Source organism: Paractinoplanes ovalisporus (assembly GCF_016834655.1).
GTDB classification, from domain to species: domain Bacteria; phylum Actinomycetota; class Actinomycetes; order Mycobacteriales; family Micromonosporaceae; genus Actinoplanes; species Actinoplanes ovalisporus.
Genome location: NZ_JAENHP010000003.1, coordinates 781,968 through 799,209, shown reverse-complemented (window position 1 = coordinate 799,209; position 17,242 = coordinate 781,968). Strand labels below are relative to the sequence as shown.

The 17,242-nt window shown below is 72.0% G+C and carries 19 protein-coding genes; 7 read left to right on the top strand and 12 right to left on the bottom strand.

Features of this window, described 5'->3' with window-relative positions:
* The first annotated feature begins 23 nt into the window (after positions 1-23).
* The gene (locus JIG36_RS13930; RefSeq protein ID WP_203376594.1) at positions 24-968 is read left to right on the top strand and encodes a LysR family transcriptional regulator; all 945 of its coding nucleotides are present in this window, start codon (positions 24-26) and stop codon (positions 966-968) included.
* 127 nt (positions 969-1,095) lie between these two features.
* Here the strand turns inward: JIG36_RS13930 and JIG36_RS13925 are convergent, their stop codons facing one another.
* From JIG36_RS13925 to JIG36_RS13910, 4 genes are all read right to left on the bottom strand, one after another.
* Positions 1,096-1,554 (bottom strand): globin domain-containing protein, encoded by a 459-nt coding sequence (locus JIG36_RS13925; RefSeq protein WP_307872703.1) that lies wholly within the window; start codon positions 1,552-1,554, stop codon positions 1,096-1,098.
* Positions 1,533-2,648 carry an o-succinylbenzoate synthase gene (gene menC, locus JIG36_RS13920; RefSeq protein ID WP_203376592.1) on the bottom strand — a complete coding sequence of 372 codons (1,116 nt, stop codon included), beginning with the start codon at positions 2,646-2,648 and terminating at the stop codon, positions 1,533-1,535. Before menC ends, JIG36_RS13925 begins: the two co-directional genes overlap by 22 nt.
* A complete protein-coding gene (locus tag JIG36_RS13915) occupies positions 2,645-3,346 on the bottom strand; it encodes a MurR/RpiR family transcriptional regulator (RefSeq protein ID WP_307872702.1) in 702 nt (233 codons plus the stop codon). The genes menC and JIG36_RS13915 overlap by 4 nt, the downstream gene beginning before the upstream one ends.
* 84 nt (positions 3,347-3,430) lie before the next feature.
* Complete coding sequence (locus JIG36_RS13910) at positions 3,431-4,096, bottom strand: GNAT family N-acetyltransferase (RefSeq protein ID WP_203376590.1); 666 nt, start codon at positions 4,094-4,096, stop codon at positions 3,431-3,433.
* Between the two features lie 95 nt (positions 4,097-4,191).
* On the opposite strand from JIG36_RS13910, the gene JIG36_RS13905 reads away from it, so the two are divergent.
* The gene (locus JIG36_RS13905; protein ID WP_203376588.1) at positions 4,192-5,301 is read left to right on the top strand and encodes a M20/M25/M40 family metallo-hydrolase; all 1,110 of its coding nucleotides are present in this window, start codon (positions 4,192-4,194) and stop codon (positions 5,299-5,301) included.
* Positions 5,302-5,383: 82 nt separating this feature from the next.
* On the opposite strand, the gene erm is transcribed toward JIG36_RS13905, so the two are convergent.
* Positions 5,384-6,178, bottom strand: a complete 795-nt coding sequence (gene erm / locus JIG36_RS13900; protein ID WP_203376586.1) for an ErmE/ErmH/ErmO/ErmR family 23S rRNA (adenine(2058)-N(6))-methyltransferase — start codon at positions 6,176-6,178, stop codon at positions 5,384-5,386.
* A 333-nt stretch (positions 6,179-6,511) separates the two neighbouring features.
* Between erm and JIG36_RS13895 the strand changes: the two genes are divergently transcribed.
* On the top strand, positions 6,512-7,429 hold the full coding sequence (locus tag JIG36_RS13895) for a DUF5995 family protein (protein ID WP_203376584.1): 918 nt from the start codon (positions 6,512-6,514) through the stop codon (positions 7,427-7,429).
* Positions 7,430-7,436: 7 nt separating this feature from the next.
* Here JIG36_RS13895 and JIG36_RS13890 read toward each other — a convergent pair whose 3' ends face one another.
* From JIG36_RS13890 to JIG36_RS13880, 3 genes are read right to left on the bottom strand one after another with little or no spacing between them, the layout of a single operon-like run.
* Complete coding sequence (locus tag JIG36_RS13890) at positions 7,437-8,084, bottom strand: hypothetical protein (RefSeq protein WP_203376582.1); 648 nt, start codon at positions 8,082-8,084, stop codon at positions 7,437-7,439.
* Between the two features lie 13 nt (positions 8,085-8,097).
* A complete protein-coding gene (locus tag JIG36_RS13885) occupies positions 8,098-8,514 on the bottom strand; it encodes an MmcQ/YjbR family DNA-binding protein (RefSeq protein WP_203376580.1) in 417 nt (138 codons plus the stop codon).
* Positions 8,515-8,523: 9 nt separating this feature from the next.
* Positions 8,524-9,450 (bottom strand): DUF2332 domain-containing protein, encoded by a 927-nt coding sequence (locus JIG36_RS13880; RefSeq protein WP_203376579.1) that lies wholly within the window; start codon positions 9,448-9,450, stop codon positions 8,524-8,526.
* Between the two features lie 141 nt (positions 9,451-9,591).
* On the opposite strand from JIG36_RS13880, the gene JIG36_RS13875 reads away from it, so the two are divergent.
* Together JIG36_RS13875 and JIG36_RS13870 are read left to right on the top strand one after the other, a co-directional pair.
* Positions 9,592-10,062, top strand: coding sequence for a MarR family winged helix-turn-helix transcriptional regulator (locus tag JIG36_RS13875; protein ID WP_203376577.1), 471 nt, complete (start codon positions 9,592-9,594; stop codon positions 10,060-10,062).
* Complete coding sequence (locus JIG36_RS13870; protein ID WP_203376575.1) at positions 10,059-11,639, top strand: MDR family MFS transporter; 1,581 nt, start codon at positions 10,059-10,061, stop codon at positions 11,637-11,639. The genes JIG36_RS13875 and JIG36_RS13870 overlap by 4 nt, the downstream gene beginning before the upstream one ends.
* 150 nt (positions 11,640-11,789) lie before the next feature.
* Here JIG36_RS13870 and JIG36_RS13865 read toward each other — a convergent pair whose 3' ends face one another.
* Genes JIG36_RS13865 through JIG36_RS13855 form a run of 3 tightly spaced genes read right to left on the bottom strand, consistent with a single transcriptional unit; the run spans position 11,790 to position 14,252 of the window.
* Positions 11,790-12,242 carry a GNAT family N-acetyltransferase gene (locus JIG36_RS13865; RefSeq protein ID WP_203376573.1) on the bottom strand — a complete coding sequence of 151 codons (453 nt, stop codon included), beginning with the start codon at positions 12,240-12,242 and terminating at the stop codon, positions 11,790-11,792.
* A gap of 15 nt (positions 12,243-12,257) precedes the next feature.
* A complete protein-coding gene (locus JIG36_RS13860; protein ID WP_203376571.1) occupies positions 12,258-13,268 on the bottom strand; it encodes an aldo/keto reductase in 1,011 nt (336 codons plus the stop codon).
* A 15-nt stretch (positions 13,269-13,283) separates the two neighbouring features.
* Positions 13,284-14,252: an iron-containing redox enzyme family protein gene (locus tag JIG36_RS13855; protein ID WP_203376569.1), complete on the bottom strand. Its 969-nt coding sequence runs from the start codon at positions 14,250-14,252 to the stop codon at positions 13,284-13,286.
* A 61-nt stretch (positions 14,253-14,313) separates the two neighbouring features.
* On the opposite strand from JIG36_RS13855, the gene JIG36_RS13850 reads away from it, so the two are divergent.
* Positions 14,314-14,529 carry a CDGSH iron-sulfur domain-containing protein gene (locus JIG36_RS13850; protein WP_203376567.1) on the top strand — a complete coding sequence of 72 codons (216 nt, stop codon included), beginning with the start codon at positions 14,314-14,316 and terminating at the stop codon, positions 14,527-14,529.
* Positions 14,530-14,597: 68 nt separating this feature from the next.
* On the top strand, positions 14,598-15,965 hold the full coding sequence (locus JIG36_RS13845; protein ID WP_203376565.1) for an SRPBCC family protein: 1,368 nt from the start codon (positions 14,598-14,600) through the stop codon (positions 15,963-15,965).
* Positions 15,966-16,006: 41 nt separating this feature from the next.
* Here JIG36_RS13845 and JIG36_RS13840 read toward each other — a convergent pair whose 3' ends face one another.
* The gene (locus JIG36_RS13840) at positions 16,007-17,218 is read right to left on the bottom strand and encodes an acyl-CoA dehydrogenase family protein (protein WP_203376563.1); all 1,212 of its coding nucleotides are present in this window, start codon (positions 17,216-17,218) and stop codon (positions 16,007-16,009) included.
* Positions 17,219-17,242 lie beyond the last annotated feature (24 nt).

Below are 17,242 nucleotides of genomic sequence, written 5' to 3'. Positions count from 1 at the left end.
AACGCGAATCTATCGTCGTCCCGGTGGAGCTGGAACTGCGCCACCTGCGCCTGATCCTGGCGATCGCCGACGCCGGCAGCGTCACCAAGGCCGCCGCCGCCCTCGGCGTGGCCCAGCCCGCGCTGACGACCCAGCTGCGGCGCGTGGAGCGACTGCTCGGCGGGCCGCTGTTCGTGCGCGGCAACCGGGGCGTCGTCCCCACCGAGCTGGGCGACCTCTTGCTGGCCCGGGCCCGGCTGCTGCTGCCCGCCGTGAGCGGTCTGCACGACGAGGCCGGGGTGCTGCTGACCGCCGGCGACGGCGGCCGCTTCCGGGTCGGGGCGACCAACGGGCCGATCGTCGCCGGTCTCGTCCAGCGGCTCGCCGACGCGTACCCCGGCCGTCCGGTCTCGGTCCACGCCACCTGGTCCGAGAACGAGATCGTCCGCCTGGTCCAGTCCGGACGCCTCGACTACGCGCTGATCGGCGCCTGCGCCACCGGCCACCCCGGCGACCTCGACTGGCGGGTGGTCTCGGTCGACCCGGTGTGGGTGCTGCTCGACGCCCGGCATCCGCTCGCCGGCCGGGAGGAGGTCACGCTGTCCGACCTGTCGGCCGAACGGTGGGTGAGCGCACCCGGCGACGGCTGCTTCAACGAGTGCTTCGCCGCCGCCTGTGCCCGCGCCGGCTTCACACCCCATTTCCCGTACGAGATGGACGCCGGCGCCGTCTTCGACCTGGTCACCTCGGGCCGGGCCGTGGCCCTGTGCCAGGCCACGGTCCGCGACGTGCCCGGCGCCGTGGCCGTCCCGCTGCGCGACTCCCCGCTGAGCTGGCGCCACCTGATCGGCTGGGACCCGTCGTCCCCGGCCGCCGCCCACGCCCCCGACGTGCTGGCCCGGGCCGCCGCCTCCTACCGCGACATCGTCACCCGCCGCCCCCGCTACGCCCGCTGGCTCGCCGCCCACCCGGCGTTCGGGGTGCCGTGACGGCCCCGCCGCCGCACGCTGCGCCGCCGCACGCTGCGCCGCCGCACGCTGCGCCGCCGCACGCTGCGCCGCCGCACGCTGCGCCGCCGCACGCCGCGACGCCGCGTGACAAACCGGCTGGCGGAATTCAGCCGGGCTGCTGCAGGCCGTCCCACGACCAGTGGGGGATCCGCAGGCCGGCCGGCACGTCGTCCTCCGGGCGGTGGTAACGATTCATCGAGTCGCGCGTCGACCAGGCGAAATAGTCGTGCAACACCCGGCCGACGGGCTCGGCGGCAAGGCCCGCGTCGTCCAGCGCCCGGTCGAAACACGCGATCGCCCGGTCGTTCATCTCGTCGTGGGGGCCGTTGCCGCTGTGCATGCGGACGATGGTGGTCTCGTCCAGGCCCGACGCCGGGCCGCCCAGGGCCTCGGCCCAATAGGCGGCCAGCCGGGCCGTGTGGTCGGGGTGGTAACCGTGGCTGAAGGCGTGACTCACCACCGGGTCGGCCAGCACCCGCTCGTGCCACGCGCCGGCCAGGCGGGTCAGGCCCTCGAGGCGGCCGGCGGCCTCGTAGACGCTCGTCATGAGGACTGAGAATGCCACCGGGCGACGGTGTTCGCTTGGACGAAATCAAGGTCCGGTGAGCGGCCCAGGCCGGCGGCGGCGGGCACCTCGACCAGGCCGTCGGTGGCGACGATCGGCGTGGTGGTGACGTCGCGGGCGTAGTACTTGTCGGAACCGGACACGTCCGACGGCAGCGTGAAGCCGGGCAGCGCGCTCAGTGCCACGTTGGCCGCGCGGCCGATGCCGAACTCGTGCATGCCGCCGCACCACACCGGCACGCCGTGCTCGACGGCCAGGTCGTGGGCGCGGACCGCCGTCGTCAGGCCGCCCATCCGCGACACCTTGATGTTGAGGATCCGCCCGGCGCCCAGCCGCAGCGCCGTCACCAGGTCGTCCAGCTCCTCGACCGACTCGTCCAGGCAGATCGGCGTGTCGAGCTGCCGCTGCAGGTCGGCCAGGTCGGCGAGGGTGCGGGGAGCGTACGGCTGCTCGATCATCAGCAGCCCCAGTCCGTCCAGCTTCACCAGCAGAGGCAGATCCGATTTCCCGTACGCCCCGTTCGCGTCCACATGCAGCGGAACCGAGGGGAAGGCGGCCCGTACGGCCCGCACCGGCTCGACGTCCCAGCCCGGCGCGATCTTCAGCTTGACCCGGCGGTAGCCCTCGGCGACCCGGGCCCGCACCTGGGTCAGCAGGTCGTCGACGGTCGGTTCGATGCCCAGCGACACGCCCGCCTCGACCGTCGCGCGGGTGCCGCCCAGCGCCGACGCCAGCGGAACGCCCTGCGCGGACGACCACAGCGCCCAGGCCGCCATGTCGAACCCGGCCCGCGCGAACTGGTTGCCCCGGACCTTGGCCAGCACGGCGGCCAGGTCGGCCGGGTGGTCCCAGTCGGCGCCCAGCACGAGCGGCGCCAGGTGGTCGCGGGCCACCGCCCAGCAGCTCTCGACGGTCTCGGCCGAATAGAACGGCCCGCTCGGCGAGGCGATCTCACCCCAGCCCACGGTGCCGTCGGTGGCGGTCAACGCGACCAGGATGTGTTCCAGGAACCGTTTGGCGTGCGAGCTGGTCTGGAACTCGTGCACGAGCGGAAGCCGTACGCGCCGCAACTCGACGCTCTCGACGCGGGTCATGCCGGGTCCCGGTAGAGGCCGAGCTCGGCGGCCAGGGCATCCCGCTCGTGCAGGCGGCGGCCGGCGCCCTTGGAGCTGGCGATGGTCAGCGTGGCCAGCAGGTGCAACGCCAGCACGACCGAGGTGGGGGAGCTGGCGTACGAGGCGGTGTCCGTCCCGATGACGATGCGGGTCGTGGCCCGGCCGGTCAGCGGCGCGTCGTCGGCATCGGTGATGAGCACGAGTTCGCCGCCGTGCGCCACGTACGCCTCGGCCACGTCCACCGTCTCGCGGCGGTAGCGGGACATCAGGATCGCCACCATCAGGTCGCCCTGCCGGATGTCGCCGAGCACGTCGAGCGGCCGCAGGTGCGAGCCGTCGACCAGGTGCACCCCGGACAGCCCGGCCCCGAGGTCGGCCGCCAGCAGCGACGCGTAGCTGAGCGACTTGCCGTTGCCGAGCAGGTAGCGCCGGCGGGCCGAGACGATGCGGGCCGCGGCCTGCTCGATCGCGTCGTGCTCGGCCGCCCAGGCCAGGGCCTTCTCGAACGCCTCGCGCTGCTGATCGAGGACCCGCTGCTTGAGAACCTGGGCCGAGCGCCGCTGAACGTTGCGGTCGAACCGCTCGGCCGGGCTGGACCCGGTCACCCGCCCGCCTCCGGTCACCCGTCCGCTTCCGGTCACCTGTGCGCCCTCGGTCACCTGCGCGTCTCCCGTCACCTGTCTGCCCCCGGACTCCGCCCGAGGTGCGGTCCTGACGTCACCTGTCTGCCCCCGGACTCCGCCCGAGGCGCGGTCCTGACGTCACCTGTCTGCCTCCCGGAACTTGTAGACCGCCTGCTCGCCGCGGCGGGTGACCTCGACGAGCCGGCCGCCGGCCCGGAACCGCTCGATCAGCGCCGCCCGCAGCGTCACCCGGTCGGGCGGGTCGGGCGCCGACCAGCGGCCATCGGACGGGGCGACCACCTCGTCCGATCGACTCGGCGCGGGCACGTGGCCCGACAGGTCCCAGGAGACCAGCACCCGGTCCGAAGAGCCGTCGTCGTAGTAGTCGGGCAAGAACCGGATCGCCGTCGCCCCGAGCACGGCGAAGTTGAAGTGGGCGTTGCGCAGCGCGTACGGGTCGAAGGTCCACCGCATCGTCCGCGCGCCCGTCCGCCGGGCCGCCTCGGCCTGCGCGAACTTGAGCCGCCGCCCCACCCCGGCCCCCTGAGCGCGCGCGGCGACCGCGGCCGCCTGCGAGTAGTGGTAGATCACGCCGTCCTCGACCGCGGTGAACCCGTAACAGAACCCGACCAGCTCGCCCCGGTCGAACGCGCCGATCACCGACCCCGAGTTCTCGTGCAGCGCCGCCAGCAGGCGCGGGCTGACGCCGAACTCGGGCTCCACATATCCGAAGACGGACCGGTAGAGCGCCGACGCCGCCGACCATTCACCGAGCCCGGCCAGATCACGCACCTCGATCTCCACTGCCCGCCTCCGCTCAAGATGCGAAACGTATGTTCGCCATCCTGCCGCTATCGATGCGCGTTGACAACGTCGGACGGCGAACTTAGCGTTCGTATATGTCGCTCGAAACGCTGCACCGCTACACCCGGCTGGAGTCGCCGACCGGTGACCGGCGGGCCCTGGCCGCCTTCGCCGAGGTCCTCGAGGCGGACGCGGCCGACGCCGGGTTCCACACCGCACGTGAGGGCGACCACCTCGTCTGGTCGCTGCCCGCCCGCGGTGTCACCGGTCACGAGCTGTTGCTGCTGAGCCACTACGACACGGTCTGGCCGGTCGGCACCCTCGAGACCATGCCGTGGTCGGTCGAGGGCGACACCGTGCGCGGTCCGGGCGTCTACGACACCAAGGCGGGCCTGGTGGCGCTGCTGGCCGCGGTCACGAGCCTGCGATCGTCAGAGCAAGAGCTTCCCGCCGTACGGGTGGTGGTCGTGGCCGACGAGGAGATCGGCTCCCCAACGGCCGGTGACTTGGTGCGCGCCGAGGCGGCCCGGGCCACCGCCGTGCTCGGTCTGGAACCCCCGCACCCGGGCGGCGACCTCAAGACCGGCCGCCGGGGCAGCACCCGGGCCCGCATCGAGGTGACCGGCATCGAGGCCCACGCCGCCCTCGACCCCGACGCCGGCGTGAACGCGATCGACGAGCTGGTCGACCAGCTGGTGCGCGTACGGGCGCTGGTCGCGGACCGGCCGGTGCTGCTCAACGCGGGCACGATCGCCGGGGGCGGCCGCACCAACGTCGTCGCCGGTCGCGCTCACGCCGACCTGGGGCTGCGCTTCCTCTCGCGCGACGACGAGGAGGCTGTGCTGGGTGGGCTGGACGGGCTTTCCGCCTTCCGGGACAGGGCTGTGGTGAAGTCGACGCTGCTGGCCCATCGCCCGACGTGGCGCGAGAACGACGCCACCACCGCGCTGCTGGCCCGGATCGTGCGGGTGGCGGCCGCGGCCGGTCAGACCCTCGGCGGGCGCCCGGCCGACGGCGCCGCCGACACCAACACCACCGGCGCCCTCGGCGTGCCCACCGTGGACGGGCTGGCCCCACCCGGAGGAGGAGCCCACGCCCGCCACGAATGGGTCTCGGCCCAGGGGATCACCGACCGCACCGCGCTGCTCGCTGCCTTGATCACCGGCCTGCACCACCAGCCGGCAGCCGGAACATCGCAGTCCTGATCATCGGCCCGCGCCGCCACTCGGCAGCCGGAGCGTCGCTGCCCTGATCGCCGGCCCGCAGCACCGCCCAGCGGGCGGAACATCAGCGGCCGGCACCACCGCCCAGCAGACGGAACATCGTGAGCCACTGCTCGGGCCACACCTCGCCGACCGGGACGTCCGGAGCCAGCCGCACGGCCCGGCAGGCGGCCGCGGCCCGCCGGCTCCCGTAGCGGCGGCTCAGCGACGCCTGCACCGAACCGCCCACCCCGCCGAAACCACATTCGACCAGGTCGTGGAAGCGGGGGAGCAGATCCTCGCGCACCAGCGGCCGCGGTCGCTGGGTGATTCGCAGGATGCCGCCGTCGACCCGCGGAACCGGCCGGAACGCGGCGCGCGGCACGTGACCGGCCAGCTCCCAGCCGAACGACGGCCAGGTCAGGATGGTCAGCTTCGACCACCGTCCGTAGTCGCCGGTGCGTTTACGCGCGTACTCCCACTGCGTCAGCAGGGTCGCCCTGCGTAACGTGGGGGCCCGCAGACACCAGTCGACCACGGCTGACGTCAGCGCGTACGGAATGTTGCCGACCACCGCGAACGGCTCGCGCGGCGGCCGGGCCAGCAGAAAATCGTCGGTGCGCACGCTCAGCCGGTCCGCTTGCGGCAGCGCGGCGGCCAGGCCCGGGTCGATTTCGTACGCCACCACGTGCGCCCGCCGCCGCAGCAGCTCGGCCGTGAGGCGCCCGCGGCCGGCCCCGACCTCGAGGATGAGCTCACCGTCCACGGGCGAGGCCGCGTCCACGACGTGGCGGATCGCAGCTGGATCGGCGAGGAGGTTCTGGCCGAGGATCCGCCGGACGCGCGCATGCTCGCGCCGGCGGTAGGAAGAGGAAGCCACCGGGAATCCCGTCTGCCACCACTGCGGCGGCACAACGCGGGCAGGCTGGAGCCGCCCGCTGACGAAAAAGGACTCAGCGGGCCCCGGCGAAAACTGCGGAACGCTCTAGACGACGACGCAGGCCGGGACGAGAGCCCGGGCGCGCATGCGAATGGCGTACACCGATCCTCGCGAGGCCATGGCCCCCGCGAGAAGAGCGTGCGTCATGATCATGCGACGACCGTAGACGGCGGGGACCCGTACGGCATCCGAATTTCGCAGTGAGCCGTTTCGCGCGACAGTTTGCCGACACGGAGGTGGTGGAACCAGGCCGGAAAGCGAACAGTGTCTCGCATGAGTACGACGGGGTTTGATCGGGAGCTCGCGCGGGGGAGCGCCGAGCTGCTGCGCACCAAGCGGATCGAGCTGTCCGACCTGGAGATCCCGGCCGGCCGGGGCTGGCAGCCGCTGCACGAGAAGGTGACCGAGGTGCTGGACGGGCACCCCGCCGGCATCGGCGACGTCATCACCCGGCTCACCACGCTGCAGACCATCATGGACGAGCTGCCGCCGAGCCCGGCCGCCAACCGCGTCTCCGCCTTCAACGAGCTCTACCTGAAGATCACCCGCCGGGTCGACCAGGCCATCCTCACCGGAGTGAACGAGCCCGACTTCCTCGAACTGCTCGACGTCGAGTTCGCCAAGCGCTACTTCGACGCCCTCACCCTGTGGAACGACGACGACGAGGAGACCCCCGACGTCTGGGAGGTGCTGTTCAAGCGGGCCTCCGACACCCGGATGAGCCGGCTCACGGCGGCCATGCTCGGCGTCAACGCGCACATCAACCACGACCTGGCGCTCGCGCTGATCGGCACGTGGAACGAGACCGGCGCCCCCACCGACGACCTGATCCACCCCGACTACCTGCTGGTCAACGAGATCTTCTACCAGGAGATCCCGCCGCTGCGCCGGGGCTTCTCGACGCGCTGGCAGCTCGAGCTCGACGAGTTCGTCGGGCCGCTCGACGACTGGAGCCAGCGCATGCTGGTCACCGTCACCCGGGCCCGGGCCTGGGACCAGGGTCGCCGCCTGTGGGAGCTGCGGAACGACGCCGACGACTTCGAACAGGCCCGCCGCACCATGGACCGGGCCGGTTCGCTGCTGGCCGAGTGGGCCATCATCGGCGACCGCCTGGTCACCGACGCGGGCGGTGGCTGGCGCCGTTTCCGCCGCCTGTTCGGCCGCCGTCCGACCTCAGACCTGGCCGCCTGAGCCGCTTTCAGGCTGGGCCGCCCGCGGCCCGCCACCGGGCGTTGATCGTGGCGGCGACATAGCCGGCGTCGGACTGCGGGTTGAGGATGTTCGGCTTGGGCCGCCGGAGGCCCCGCCGCACCACCCGGTCCGGCTCGCTGAAGTGCAGGAAGACCTGGTTCTGCCCGCCCGGCACGATCGGCAGCCCGGGGTCGAGCGCCGCCCACGGCACGAACACGCTGCCCAGAGGCTGCCGGTCGGCGACGCCGTCGGGCCGCACCCGCACTCCCCAGGGGCCGAGCGCGAGGTACCACCAGAAGCCGACCAGCGCGACCCACAGCAGGCTCGACGCCGGGTCGCCCCACCAGATGTCGTTGCCCCGCACCAGATCGACCACGTCGTCACTGACCAGTGAGACACCCAGGATCGTGAAGCCCGATGCCGAGAACACCGGACCGGGATTGGGCACCGAGACCAGCTCGTCGGACTCCGGACGGCTGACCATCTCGGCCGGGCGATACTTGGCCTGCGCCACCACCCCGAGGACGATCAGCCCCAGAACGAGCAGGAAGCCCGCCAGAGACAGCACGCGGTTGACCTGAAGCAGGGCGCCGACGACCAGCGCGCCACCCAGAATCCAGAGCCGCCACCGGGAGACCGCCGCGAAGATCGACACGCCGACATCGTAGTCAGCCCGGGCGAGACTCCCGCCAGGCCTTGGCCGCCCGCTTGGGCGCGCGGGCCAGCCACGCGTCCTGCACGATCTCGGCCAGTTCGGCCCGGCTCAGCCGCCCCAGGTCGCGGGCGAGCAGCAGCACGGCCCGATAGCCGTTCCAGTGCGGCGTCGTGAAGAAGGGCGTGCTCTCGTCCTGCACGAGGGCCTGCTTGTCGTCCTCCGACTCGACGTGGAACGCGATCACATCGGTGTAGCGCTCACCGGTCTCCGGGTCGAACGCGTCCTTGCGCGGCTCCCGGAAGAAGATGAACGTCTTGCCCCCGACCGAGAACCCGGGGTGTTCGTCGTCCCCGCCCACGACCACGTCGGGCATGGCCGTGGCCAGCGCGTGCACATCCTCGACCCGAGCCGGCCGCTCGTCGCCTGACATGGGTACAGCCTAGAAGAAATGGGCGCTGCGGCCGTGCGCGTGTGTCCAGGCCAGGGGCTTGCCGTCCAGGCAGAGCACGTTCTTGTGCAGGCCGTCGGCCGGGTGCTCGTCGAGGCCGACGATCTCGGGGCCCTCGGCGGCCAGCCAGTGGCCCGGCAGCGAGCCGACCAGGGCCACGAAGGCCGCCCGCACGTCGGGTGGCACCTGGTAGAGGACCGACGTGTGGAAGACGACCAGGGTGGCCCCGGGCGGCGCCGAGGCGGCCAGGGCCGGCAGTTCCTCGACCAGGTCGCCGCGGACCAGGTGAGGCGGGTCGGCGGCGGCGATCTCGGCGGCGGCCCGCAAGCGCTCGCGGCGGTCGTCGTGCTCGGGCCAGATCAGCGCCTCCAGCCATGCCCGGTCGTCGGGGTCGGTGATGTCGAGCGGGTTGAGGTCGATCCCGGCCCGCCACACCACCTCCGGCAGCGCGGCGGGTGGCGTACGGCCGCGGAGGGAACACGGCAATACCGGGCCGCTCGTGCCGACGCGGGTGCCGTTGTAGTCGTACGAGTAGCGGTCCGGATAGAGGTTGAGCCCGGCCGACGCGCCCACTTCGAGCAGCGCCAAGGGTTGCGGCAGCGCGGCCAGCACCGGCAGCAGCAGGGCGGACCGTCCGATCTCGTTGGTCTGCGTGGCCCGGCGGCGCAGTTCGGGTTCGACCGCCGCCCACCGGTCGATCACGAACGTACGGAACGCCTTGTAGTCGCCGACCGGGCCGTCGAGCAGCCGCACGACGCCGAAGAGCAGGTTCGGTTGCCGTTTGGGCGGTGGGACCCGGTCGAGGAGGGCCAGCAGCTCGTCGTCGCCGGCGACTTCGCGGGCCAGGCGTTCGTACGCGGGGGAGGAACCGCGCGCCTGGCGCTCGGCGAAGTCGACGTACTCCTCAGCGGTCGTCATGGCGGCATGATCGCACCTCACCCGACCGTGGTCACCGAGCACCAGCATTCCCTCCGAACGTGCTCGAAGAGCAAACTTGCCCACTGGGAAGAATTGATGGATGCTTGCCCCACGCAACGCGCATCACGAGGCAGGCAGACCATGGAAGACGTCCTGGCGACACAGCTCCTCGAGCTGTCCCAGCTCGTCCGCAAGGCCAAGCAGCAGTGGCTGCGGGAACGGCCGGACGTGCCGATCGGCATGATCAGCATCCTCAAGCTGATCGACGAGATCGGCGCCGGCCCCGACCGCTGCTGCCACGCCAAGGATCTGGCCGAGCGGTCCGGGCTCGACCCGTCCACGGTCAGCCGGGCGGTCACCGCCGCGGTCACCCAGGGACTGGTCGAACGCCGTACCGACAGCACCGACCGCCGGGCGTCGTCCCTGGCGCTCACCCCGGCCGGGCACGGGTTGCTCGACGCGGCGCGCGTCTGGTTCGACGGCCTGCTCTCGGTCGCCCTCGCCGGATGGGAACGGCCGGAGGTCACCCGGCTCAGCGAGAGCCTCGGCACCTTCCTCGTGGCGCTCACCGGCGTACTGGAAAAGACACCATCACAGGAGGCCGCGCGATGAGCGCACCCACCACGTCGCCGGCGGTCCCGGCCGCCGAGGACATGAGCCACCGGCAGATCCTCGAGGCCCTGAGCGGGCTGCTGCTGGTGCTGTTCGTCGCGCTGCTCAGCAGCACGGTCGTCTCGACCGCGCTCCCGAAGATCATCGGTGCTCTCGAGGGCAGCCAGACCCAGTACACCTGGGTCGTCACGGCCACCCTGCTCAGCGCCACCGCGACCACCCCGATCTGGGGCAAGCTGGCCGACCTGTTCAGCAAGAAGCTGCTCGTGCAGATCGCCATCGTCATCTTCGTGCTCGGGTCGGTGATCGCCGGGTTCAGCCAGAGCGCCGGGCAGCTGATCGCGGCCCGCGCGTTCCAGGGCATCGGCGTCGGCGGTCTGCAGGCCCTGGTGCAGGTCGTGATCGCCGCGATGATCCCGCCCCGCGAGCGCGGCCGTTACAACGGCTACCTGGGCGGCGTGATGGCCCTGGCCACGGTCGGCGGTCCGCTGCTGGGCGGCCTGATCGTCGACACGTCGTGGCTGGGCTGGCGCTGGTGCTTCTTCGTCGGCGTGCCGTTCGCGGTCGTCGCGCTCATCCTGCTGCAGCTCACCCTGCACGTGCACACCGAGCGCCGGGAGAACGTGAAGATCGACTATCTGGGCGCCTCGCTGATCGCGGCCGGGGTGAGCGTGCTGCTCATCTGGGTCTCGTTCGTGGACGGCTCGTTCGCCTGGCTGTCCTGGCCGACGTACACGATGGTCGGCGGCGCCCTCGTCCTGCTCGCGCTGGCCGTCGTGGTCGAGAAGCGGGCGGCCGAGCCGGTGGTGCCGCTCGACATCGTGCGCGAACGCACGACCGCCCTGTCGATCGTCGCCAGCCTGGCGGTCGGCATGGCCATGTTCGGCGGCGCCGTCTTCCTCGGCCAGTACTTCCAGATCGGCCGCGGTTACAGCCCGACCGAGGCCGGCCTGCTGACCATTCCGCTCATGGTGGGCGTGCTGCTCTCGTCGATCATCGTCGGGCGTATCATCACCCGGACCGGCCAGATCAAGCCGTACATCATCGGTGGTCTGATCGTGCTGTTCGCCGGTTTCGCCCTGCTGGGCACGATCGACCACGAGACCTCGCTGGTCTTCGTGAGCGCGGGCATGCTGCTGGTCGGCCTGGGCGTCGGCGCCAGCATGCAGAACCTGGTGCTCGCCGTGCAGAACACCGTGCCGCTGCGCAACATCGGCGCCGCCTCGTCCACGGTGGCCTTCTTCCGCTCGATGGGCGGCGCGATCGGGGTCTCGGTGCTCGGCGCGGTGCTGGCCCGCCGGGTCACCGACCAGATCACCCACGACCTGGCCGCGGCCGGCGTCCCCGCGTCCGGCGGCGACGGTGGCGGCAGCCTCAACATCGCGGCCCTGCCCGAGGCGGTCCAGCACATCGTCCGGGCCGCCTACGGCGACGCGACCGGCCACATCTTCCTGATCAGCGCCGCCATCGCCGTGCTGGGCCTGGTCGCCGCGGTCTTCCTGCCGCGCGCCACCCTGCGCACCAGCCTCGACCTGCCCGAGAAGACCCGCGAGACCCCGGCCGACATCGAAGCCTGACGGCCATTTCCCCCGTACGGAATGACGGCCGCTTCCCGCGTACGGGTTGACGGCCGCTTCCCCCGTACGAAACGTCGGGCGCCCCCCATCTCCGAGGGGCGCCCGATTGCTGTGGTGAAGTCGGCTCATTATGGTGCCGCGTCATTTGCCCTATCGCACCCGCAGCACCACGTATGACCCGTTCTCGAGCTGGACCCTCTCACCCTCCTCGAACCCGCAACGCCGGAGCAACGCGATCGAAGCCAGGTTGCCCGAGTCGACCGTGGCCCGCAGCGGCCGTACCGTCTCGACCTCGAGATAGAGGCGCAGGGCGCGCGTCCCGATGCCCCGCCCCCAGAAGGCCGAGCCCAGCCAGTAGCCGACCTCGCGCTCCCCGTCCTGCCACCACGACACGACGTTGCCGGCCACCGTGCCGTCCACCTCGACCGTTCGCACGCCCACCTCCGGGTCGCCCACGATCCGCTGCGTCCAGTGCAGAACGAACTCCGCGTGCGGGCGGGCCGCGAAGTTGGCCCGGCGCTGCGCCTCGGTCTCCTGCTCGTGCCGGAAGAAGACCTCGATGTCGTCCGGCATCACCGGCCGGAGCCGGACCTCAGGCGTCATCGACCCGCACCGCGTTCATCGCCCCGCACCGCGCTCGACCTGCGCCGCGCCGAAGACCCAGGGTGCGGTCTCGTTGATGAAGTCGTGCGGGAAGCCCAGCGAGAACTCCGTGACCGCCTCGAGCCGCGCACACTCGGAAGGCGTCAGCGTGACCTCGAGCGCCCCCAGGTTGTCCTTGAGCTGCACCGCCGAGCGGGCCCCGAGGATCGGCAGCACCGCCGACGACCGGGCCCGCGTCCACGCGAGCGCCACCTGAGCCGGCGTCACCCCACGATCGGCCGCCACCGTCTGCACTTCCCGGGCGACCCGATGTGACCGCTCGTCGACCGACGTCGGGTCGAGCCGGCTCCCCGAGACCGGCGCGCTGTACTTGCCCGACAGCACCCCGCCCGCGAGCGGACTCCACGCCGTGACGGCCAGGCCCAGCGAGACCGCCATCGGCAGCAGTTCCCGCTCGATGTCGCGCTGCAACAGGTTGTAAGGGACCTGCAGCCCCACGAACGGGCTCCAACCTCGCCACTCGGCCAGGGTGTTGGCCCGCGCCACCACCCACGCCGGCGCGTCCGAGATGCCGACGTAGAGAACCTTCCCGGCCCGTACGGCGTCGTCGAGCGCCCGCATCGTCTCCTCGATCGGGGTGGCGCTGTCCCACATGTGCACCCAGTAGATGTCGAGGTAGTCGGTGCGCAGCCGCCGCAGGCTGGTCTCCAGGGACGCCCGCAGGTTCTTGCGCGCGTTGCCGGCCGCGTTGGGGTCGGACGGCGAACGGGTCACCGTGTATTTGCTGCCCAGCACGAACGACTCCCGCCGCCCGTCGAGGAGTTCGCCCAGGATCTCCTCGCTGGCCCCGCCCCGATAGTTGATCGCTGTGTCGATCGCGTTGCCACCAGCCTCGGCGTACACGTCGAGGACCCGCCGGCACTCCTCGATCGGTGCCCCCACCCCGCCTTGCTCGCCGAAGGTCATCGCCCCGAGGATCGCCTCGGAGACGCGCAGCCCGCTTGTGCCGAAGGTCCGGTATCGCATCGGCCCAATCTATGGTCACGCGGCCGGGCTGTGGGGGCGGCCTTTCCAGGTGTCCAGCACGGACGTCGCCCACCAGCTGTCGACGGCCAGAGCGCAGCGCGCGCCGAACAGCACGTCGCCGGCCAGTCCGGGCTCGGCGCGGGCGAACGAGCCGCAGAGGTCGTGCGCCGCGATCTGTTCGTGCACCGCGTCCGCCTCGACGTGCTCGTCGTAGAAGGCGGTGGCCTCCGCGTCACCGCCGAGGCGGCGCAACCCGTTGGCGTACGCGCGGTTGGGCAGGGACGACGTCATCTCGTACGCGGCCAGGTGCCCGAGGACCGCACCCCGGCGCGCACGGTGCAGGCCGAACAGCGACATCAGGTTGTTCACGGCGAGCGTCGGCGCACCCACCGAGTCCACGTAGGCCCCGTAGGTGGTGTCGAGCCCGAACCACCGCATGGTCTGCTTGAACAGTTCCTGGTGCATCCGCGGCTCGTGCCCGCCGCCGTACTCGTCGGTCTGGATCTCGACCAGGGCCGCCTTGGCCCGCCCGGCCAGCCGGGGGATCGCCCACGTGTGCGGATCGGCCTCGCGCAGGTGGTACACCGAGCGGTGCATGACGAATTCCCGGAACTGCTCGTGGGTGGCCCGTCCCCGCAGATAACCGGACATGGCCGGGCCGTCGTCGGCCGCGACGATCTCGGTGAGCCGCTGCGGGACCGTCGCCGGGTCGACACCGGTCTCCGGCGGCCCGGCCAGCGCGTGCAGGAACTCCAGGAACCGTTTCTCGGCGGCGGCCCGGAGGCGGAGCATGCCGGGGTCCCACTCCCACCGGTCGTCCACGCCGTCCCAGCCTCGGTAGGCGAGCTCGTAGCAGACGAACAGGGTCAGATGCAGATCGTCGTCGCTGTCGAAACGCGCGAACGCCGGAAGTTTGCCGGCCCGGCCGCCGAGCACGTCGATCAGCGCGGCCGACACCCGTCCACGGGCCTCAGGTAGTTGCATGACCGCAAACTTCCCTGCGTAAGCGGGCGTAAACGACGGCTCAGCGGGCAATCGGGCGGCCATGACCTCCACCATCGTGCCCTACCCGGACGGCCCCCTCATCGTGCGTGGCGACTTCGAGATGCGGACGCCGGACGGCGAGCCGATCGATCCTGGACGCGGAACCATCGCTCTCTGCCGGTGCGGCAAGTCGGCCACCAAGCCGTTCTGCGACGGCACCCACAAGGTGGTGCGCTTCCACGCCGAGGCGGGCCGGGAGACTCCGCCGCCACGTTGATCAAGTCGCATGTTTGGCCCCGTCGCGAATGGGTAGGCCGCCGCGTCCTACTTGAGGGAGCTGAACTGGTGACGACGTACGAGACCGTGTCCGCGACGCAGGGTGATCTGCCCGCGGAACAGGCCTTCTGCGCCGAGAGTCTGAGCCGCACGTTGCTCGACGGCGTCTCGGGGGCGCCGGGCGACTGGGCCGGGCGGGTTCCGCTGCTGGGCCGGCACGGCCAGATGCCGTCCGAGCGCCGCAACTTCGAGCTCGCTCAGGAGGCGTACGCGGAGGCCGTGCCGCACGAGGCGGCGGCCGGTCTCGACGTGGAAGCCATCGCCGAGTGGATCGTCGGGCACTATCCGGCCTCCCTCTACCCGTCGGTGCTGCTCGGCTCGCCGCACGGCGCCGCCGCCCACCTGGCCGTGGCGCTGGGCGCGGCCTGGCTGCCGACCAGCATCCCGGTCACCATCACCTGGCCCGGCGGGTCGGCCGGGAACTGGCCCGGCGCGCTGGCCTTCGGCGCCGGCCTGGCCGCCTCGATCAACGACCGGAACCCGGACGTCACCGTGCGGCAGGTGCACGACCCGATGGCCGACGGCCCGCTCTGTGGCGCCACCGTGAAGCTGCACCTGCGCTGGCACAAGCTTCCCGCCGCGTACGAGAAATTCCTGCGCACCCGCATCGCGCCCGGCGGCGGCACCCTGCTGCTGCGCGACCTTCGGGCCTGGCCGGTGGTGTCGGTGACCCGCCGGTACGCGTTCCAGGTCGGCAGCCCGGTGTCGGGCGTGAAGCCGGAGGCCTACCGGGCCGACAACTGGGAGTTCCGGCACATGCTGGACGAGCTGGGCGCGCTGACCTGGGTGGCGCCCGACCCGGCGACCCCGCCGCGCTACGCCGAGCGCTCCGGCGAACCGGCCCTGGGCGTCGAGCTGAACCGGCTGGGCCGTACGTCGCACCGGGTGCTCTACTCGCGGCCCGACATGCTGAGCGCCTGCGTCGCCGACCTGCTGCGTCAGTGGCGTCCCCGCGACGGCAACCGGTGCGTCGTCGAGTGCGGCCGGCTGCTCGACCCGTGGCAGGCCCGGGCCGGTGGGCTGATCCCGTACTGGTGCGAGTCGGCGTCCAGCGCCGCGGTCGAGGCGGCCGAGTGGTGGCTGGCCGGCTGCGCTCCCTTCGACCGGGTCACCGTGCTGCCCGGCCCGCCCGGTTACGACGGCGACCGGGTCGCGTCGCTCGGGCAGTGGCGGTCGCTGGCCTCCTGCGGCCGGGAGCGGGTGCCGGTCGACCGGGTCGCGGCCAGCCGCTATCCCACGCTGCCGATGGCCACCCGCCACGCGACCCGCGTGCTGGCCGAGGCGGGGGAGCGCCCCGAGCCTCCGACGATGACGATGCCGTACGCCCTGAGCCGTCTCCAGCTTTCCGGCAGCCCCCTGGGCCTCCTGGTCAGCTAGCGTCAGTTACACGGCGGAGGCGGGACTGCGGCGAAGCGGAGCTAGCGGATCTGCTTGCCGGTGATCGCGCGCGAGATCACCAGGCGCTGGATCTCCGACGTCCCCTCGAAAATGGTGTAGATCTTGGCGTCGCGGAACATCCGCTCGACCGGGTGCTCGCGCAGGTAGCCGGCGCCGCCCAGGATCTGCACCGCCTTCTCGGTGACGGCCACCGCCACCTCGCCCGCCTTGAGCTTCGACATCGAGCCCTCACCGGCGGTGAACGGGCGGTCGTTGCGTCCCATCCAGGCCGCCCGCCACACCAGCAGCCGGGCCGCGTCGATCTCCATGCGCATGTCGGCCAGGGCGAACGCGATCGCCTGGTTCTCCACGATCGGGCGGCCGAACTGCACCCGGTTCTGCGCGTATTCGAGCGCGTATTCGTAAGCCGCCCGCGCGATGCCGAGCGCCTGCGCCCCGACCGCGGGCCGGGACAGCTCGAACGTCCGCATGGACGCCTGCTTCGACGAGCGCTGCCCGGCCCGCGCCCGGGCCAGCCGCTCCTCGAGGGCCTCCTTGCCGCCGAGCAGGCAGCTCCCGGGCACCCGCACGTCGTCCAGGAAGACGTCGGCGGTGTGGGAGGCGCGCAACCCGAGCTTCTTGAGCTTCTTCGTGCCCACGAGCCCGGGCGTGCCGGGCGGCACCACGAAGGCGGCCTGCCCGCGCGAGCCCAGCGCCGGGTCGACCGACGCGGTCACCACATGCACGTTCGCGATGCCGCCGTTGGTCGCGTACGCCTTCTGTCCGTTGAGGACCCACTCGTCCTTGGCCTCGTCGTAGACCGCCCGGGTGCGCATCGCGGCCACGTCGGAGCCGGCCTCGGGCTCGGTCGAGCAGAACGCGCCCACCTTCGGGTCGGCCTCGTCGCCGAAGCACTGCGGCACCCACTCGACGAGCTGGTCGGGTGTGCCCGAGCCATAGATCGCGGCCACCGCCAGGGCCGTGCCCGAGAGCGCCATGCCGATGCCGCCGTCGCCCCAGAACAGTTCCTCGTTGGCCACCGGCAGCGAAAGCCCGGTGCTGTCGGACCACGTGTTGATCAGGAACTCGAACCCGTAGAGGCCGATCTTGGCCGCCTCCTGGAGGACCGGCCAGGGCGTCTCCTCGCGCTCGTCCCACTCGGCCGCGGCGGGCCGGATCACGCTCTCGGCGAAGCCGTGCACCCAGTCGCGGAGCTCGGTCTGCTCCTCGTTGAGGTCGAGCCAGAACTCCATGCCGGTAACCCTCCGCGCCAAGTT

Bases quoted from the DNA above. Each gene is read 5' to 3' on its own strand.
- menC (WP_203376592.1), bottom strand. From the start codon at position 2,648: ATGACCCGCGTCGAGAGCGTCGAGTTGCGGCGCGTACGGCTTCCGCTC.
- JIG36_RS13905 (WP_203376588.1), top strand. From the start codon at position 4,192: ATGTCGCTCGAAACGCTGCACCGCTACACCCGGCTGGAGTCGCCGACC.
- JIG36_RS13895 (WP_203376584.1), top strand. From the start codon at position 6,512: ATGAGTACGACGGGGTTTGATCGGGAGCTCGCGCGGGGGAGCGCCGAG.
- JIG36_RS13885 (WP_203376580.1), bottom strand. From the start codon at position 8,514: ATGTCAGGCGACGAGCGGCCGGCTCGGGTCGAGGATGTGCACGCGCTG.
- JIG36_RS13880 (WP_203376579.1), bottom strand. From the start codon at position 9,450: ATGACGACCGCTGAGGAGTACGTCGACTTCGCCGAGCGCCAGGCGCGC.
- JIG36_RS13875 (WP_203376577.1), top strand. From the start codon at position 9,592: ATGGAAGACGTCCTGGCGACACAGCTCCTCGAGCTGTCCCAGCTCGTC.
- JIG36_RS13870 (WP_203376575.1), top strand. From the start codon at position 10,059: ATGAGCGCACCCACCACGTCGCCGGCGGTCCCGGCCGCCGAGGACATG.
- JIG36_RS13865 (WP_203376573.1), bottom strand. From the start codon at position 12,242: ATGACGCCTGAGGTCCGGCTCCGGCCGGTGATGCCGGACGACATCGAG.
- JIG36_RS13860 (WP_203376571.1), bottom strand. From the start codon at position 13,268: ATGCGATACCGGACCTTCGGCACAAGCGGGCTGCGCGTCTCCGAGGCG.
- JIG36_RS13855 (WP_203376569.1), bottom strand. From the start codon at position 14,252: ATGCAACTACCTGAGGCCCGTGGACGGGTGTCGGCCGCGCTGATCGAC.
- JIG36_RS13850 (WP_203376567.1), top strand. From the start codon at position 14,314: ATGACCTCCACCATCGTGCCCTACCCGGACGGCCCCCTCATCGTGCGT.
- JIG36_RS13840 (WP_203376563.1), bottom strand. From the start codon at position 17,218: ATGGAGTTCTGGCTCGACCTCAACGAGGAGCAGACCGAGCTCCGCGAC.